This is a genomic window from Nonomuraea harbinensis (assembly GCF_019396385.1).
Taxonomy (GTDB): domain Bacteria; phylum Actinomycetota; class Actinomycetes; order Streptosporangiales; family Streptosporangiaceae; genus Nonomuraea; species Nonomuraea ferruginea.
On sequence record NZ_JAHKRN010000114.1, the window covers coordinates 1 to 2,723 of the forward strand.

Genomic DNA, 2,723 nt, shown 5'->3' on the forward strand with positions numbered 1-2,723 from the left:
TGTGGACGGTCAGGAATTTCTCCAGGTGGGCGGCCAGCCTGATCCAGGCTGGCGGCCATGAAATCTCCAGGTAGACGGACACGTAAAGTCCAGGTGGACGGTCAGGTGAGAGGGACGACACCCTTTCCGGCGAGTGCTTCGGCCAGGCGATGGGATTCACCGCTGGTCTCGACCATGTGGGCGTGGTGCATGAGCCGGTCGACGGTGGCGGTGGCCATGGTCTTGGGCATGATCGTGTCGAAGCCGGAGGGATGGATGTTGCTGGTGACAGCCAGGCTGCGGCGTTCGTAGGCGGCGTCCACCAGCCGGTAGAACGCCTCAGCGGTCTCGTGGCCGACCGGGAGCAAGCCGATGTCGTCGATCACGATGATGTCGGAGCGGCAGATCTTGGCGATGGTCCGGGCGATGCTGCCGTCGACGTGGGCCCGGCCGATGGTGACGGCCAGGGTTTCCAGGGTGAACCAGGACACGCGCAGGTCGGCGTCGATGGCCTGGTGACAGAGCGCTTCCATGAAGTGGCTCTTGCCGGTGCCGGACGGGCCGGAGATCACACAGTTCTCGCGGCGGCTGACCCATTCCAGGGTGCGCAGGGCGTTCTGGGTGGCCTGCGGGATGGACGACAGTTCGCTCTTCCAGGAGCCGAAGGTCTTGCCGTTGGGCATGCCGGCGCTCTTACGGCGGCTGCGCCGGGTGGCGTTGTCCCGGCCGACGACCTCTTCGGCGAGCAGCACCCGCACCACTTCGGCGGGATCCCAGCGTTGAGCGCGGGCGGTGGCCAGCACGTCGGGTGCGGCTTTGCGGGCGTAGGGGAAGCGCATCCGGGTGAACAGGACTTCCAGTTCGGCCGGGATGGGTGGCGCCTTGGGCAGCGAAACGCTCATGTGTAGTCTCCGAGTGTTGGTGTGATGGTCGGGCCGCCGAATCGGCATGGTGGTTGATGTCGGCGGCCTGATCGGTTCCTGGTCAGTCCCTGTTGTCGCGGTTTTGAGGTGTTGCTCGGATGGCGGCCCAGGAGGCGGTGCCGGGCTGGGCGGAGTGGTTTTCATCGGCCCTGGATGTGGGGCCGATGGTCGAGCTGCGGGCCAGGTGGTCGCAGATGGACGCCAGATCGCCGTCGCCGAAGCGGCCGTGGATGGCGGCCAGGCCGAGCGCGGCGTCGACACGTTCGACGCCGACCAGCGAGGCGAGTTCGATCGCGCGGGCCATCTTGGCGCGGATGCGGGCCACGCCGGTGGCCGCGGCTTCGATCAGCCAGGCCTCGGCGCCCGGGCCGATGGCCAGGAAGCGCTCTTCGGCCTTGGTCTGCGGGCGCGGTCTGGGCTGACGCGGCCCGTTGCCGCCGGGATGGTCGGGATAGTGCGCCTCGACGATGCGGGGCCGGCCCGGGGTCGACAGCTGGTGCCGCCAGAGTTCGGCCAGGCCTGCGCCGCCGATCTGCTGGCCCGGCCCGTCGTGTGCTCGCCGGCCGACGATGACCAGTTCGTCGCCGTGGACTCGGCACCAGACCTTGCGGCCCTCGTGGCCGGGCGGCACCGAGTAGCGGACATCGCCCCAGCGGATGGTGCGGTCCTCGCCGACCAGGCGTTCCTCGCCGAGCGCGAGCGCGTAGGGTTCGGCGGGCAGCGGGTGCAGGTGAGCGCGTTCTTCTTCGAGCATGTGGATGGGCGGGCGGTGGGTGGCCCGGTGCGAGCGGTGGTTGATCTGCTCGGTCCAGCCGGCGCAGGCGTCCTCCAACTCGGCGAAGCTGCCGTAGCTGGAGCGCAGGTTCGTGGTGGTGGGCACCAGGTCGGCTTTGGCGATCTTCACGGTGTTCTCCACGCCGCCCTTGGATTCGGGGTCGAACGGCTCGCAGGTGTGCACTACGCATCCGTAGTGGCGGCCGAGCTCGACCATCTGCGGGTGCCGGACCGGGATCTTGGCGATGTGCTCGACGGTGACCGTGCGGGGGTTGTCGGTCAGCAGATAGGTGGGCGCTCCGCCGATGGTCCGCAGCGCCGCGTCCAGGCAGGCGGTCAGCGAACCGAGCGTCTGGTCCCAGGCCGGCAGCACCACCCGGTACTTCGACCAGGCCAGCCAGGCGCAGAACAGCTGGGTACGGCGTCCGGCGATGCGTGGCCCTTCGCCCCAGTCCCACTGCAGCCACATGCCCGGCTCGGGAACCCATGGCCGGTAGACGCGCCGCCGGCCGGTCCGCCACGATTCCTTGATCGCCGCCACGGCTCGCCGGGTGGTCCGCTCCGAGCCGCGAAAGCCCATCGCCACCAGGTCTTTGTGCACCACGTCGGCGCGGACCTTGCCGCCCGAGCGCTCTATCTTTTCCTCGATCTTGGCCAGGAACGCGTCGATCGACCGGGCCCGCGAGGTTCGCTCCGGTGGGACGCCGCCCGTATCGCGCATCGTGACGTAGCGCTGCACCGTCTTGGGGTCACACCCGGCCAGTTGCGCCGCTGACCAGGCACATCCGGTCAGATCGTAGGCGCTGAAGATCTCCATCAACTCCGCGTCGGACTTGGTCACAAGGTTCCTCCCGGTCGAAACGGCTGGTTACCTCGTCTGCCACTCCAACCGGGTGAGGCGTCGCTGTGCGCCCGGGACACACGAGCAAGATCAAGAGATTACGTGGCCATCGACCAGGATTTCCGATGTCCGTCTACCGGGACCCTTCTGGCCATCTACCTGGAGTCACCTGTCCGCCGACCTGGAGTTTTAGATGGCCGCATACA

General features: G+C 68.2%; 2 protein-coding genes. Both read right to left on the reverse strand.

Annotation, left to right across the window (positions count from 1 at the left end):
- Positions 1-101: 101 nt before the first annotated feature.
- The gene (istB, locus tag KME79_RS44225) at positions 102-881 is read right to left on the reverse strand and encodes an IS21-like element helper ATPase IstB (protein ID WP_219552653.1); all 780 of its coding nucleotides are present in this window, start codon (positions 879-881) and stop codon (positions 102-104) included.
- Between the two features lie 82 nt (positions 882-963).
- Positions 964-2,493 carry an IS21 family transposase gene (gene istA, locus KME79_RS44230; protein ID WP_219552655.1) on the reverse strand — a complete coding sequence of 510 codons (1,530 nt, stop codon included), beginning with the start codon at positions 2,491-2,493 and terminating at the stop codon, positions 964-966.
- Positions 2,494-2,723 lie beyond the last annotated feature (230 nt).

What these genes read in the sequence shown, in the direction of transcription:
- istB (WP_219552653.1), bottom strand. Translation starts at nt 881, where the DNA reads ATGAGCGTTTCGCTGCCCAAGGCGCCACCCATCCCGGCCGAACTGGAA.
- istA (WP_219552655.1), bottom strand. Translation starts at nt 2,493, where the DNA reads ATGGAGATCTTCAGCGCCTACGATCTGACCGGATGTGCCTGGTCAGCG.